Origin of the sequence: Acidisphaera sp. L21, from assembly GCF_009765685.1 — a bacterium.
Classification (GTDB): domain Bacteria; phylum Pseudomonadota; class Alphaproteobacteria; order Acetobacterales; family Acetobacteraceae; genus LMUY01.
On the sequence record NZ_LMUY01000149.1, the window covers coordinates 1 to 208 of the forward strand.

A 208-nucleotide genomic window follows, 5' to 3' on the forward strand; every position below is an offset into this window, starting at 1 on the left:
TTGCATGTCGCATCCCGAGTAACTCCCGATGGAAGGTTAACTAGCTGTTTGGTCCCAAGACGAGGCAACGCGGATTTAGTTCGAAGATATCTGGCCGCGTCTTCCAGGCGTGACAGCCCGCTTCGACAGGTACTTGCGAAATGATCTAAAACATTGAGACCAAAGTGACGCCAACAATCGCCAAGGCAGCCCCTAGCAGGCGCGGCCA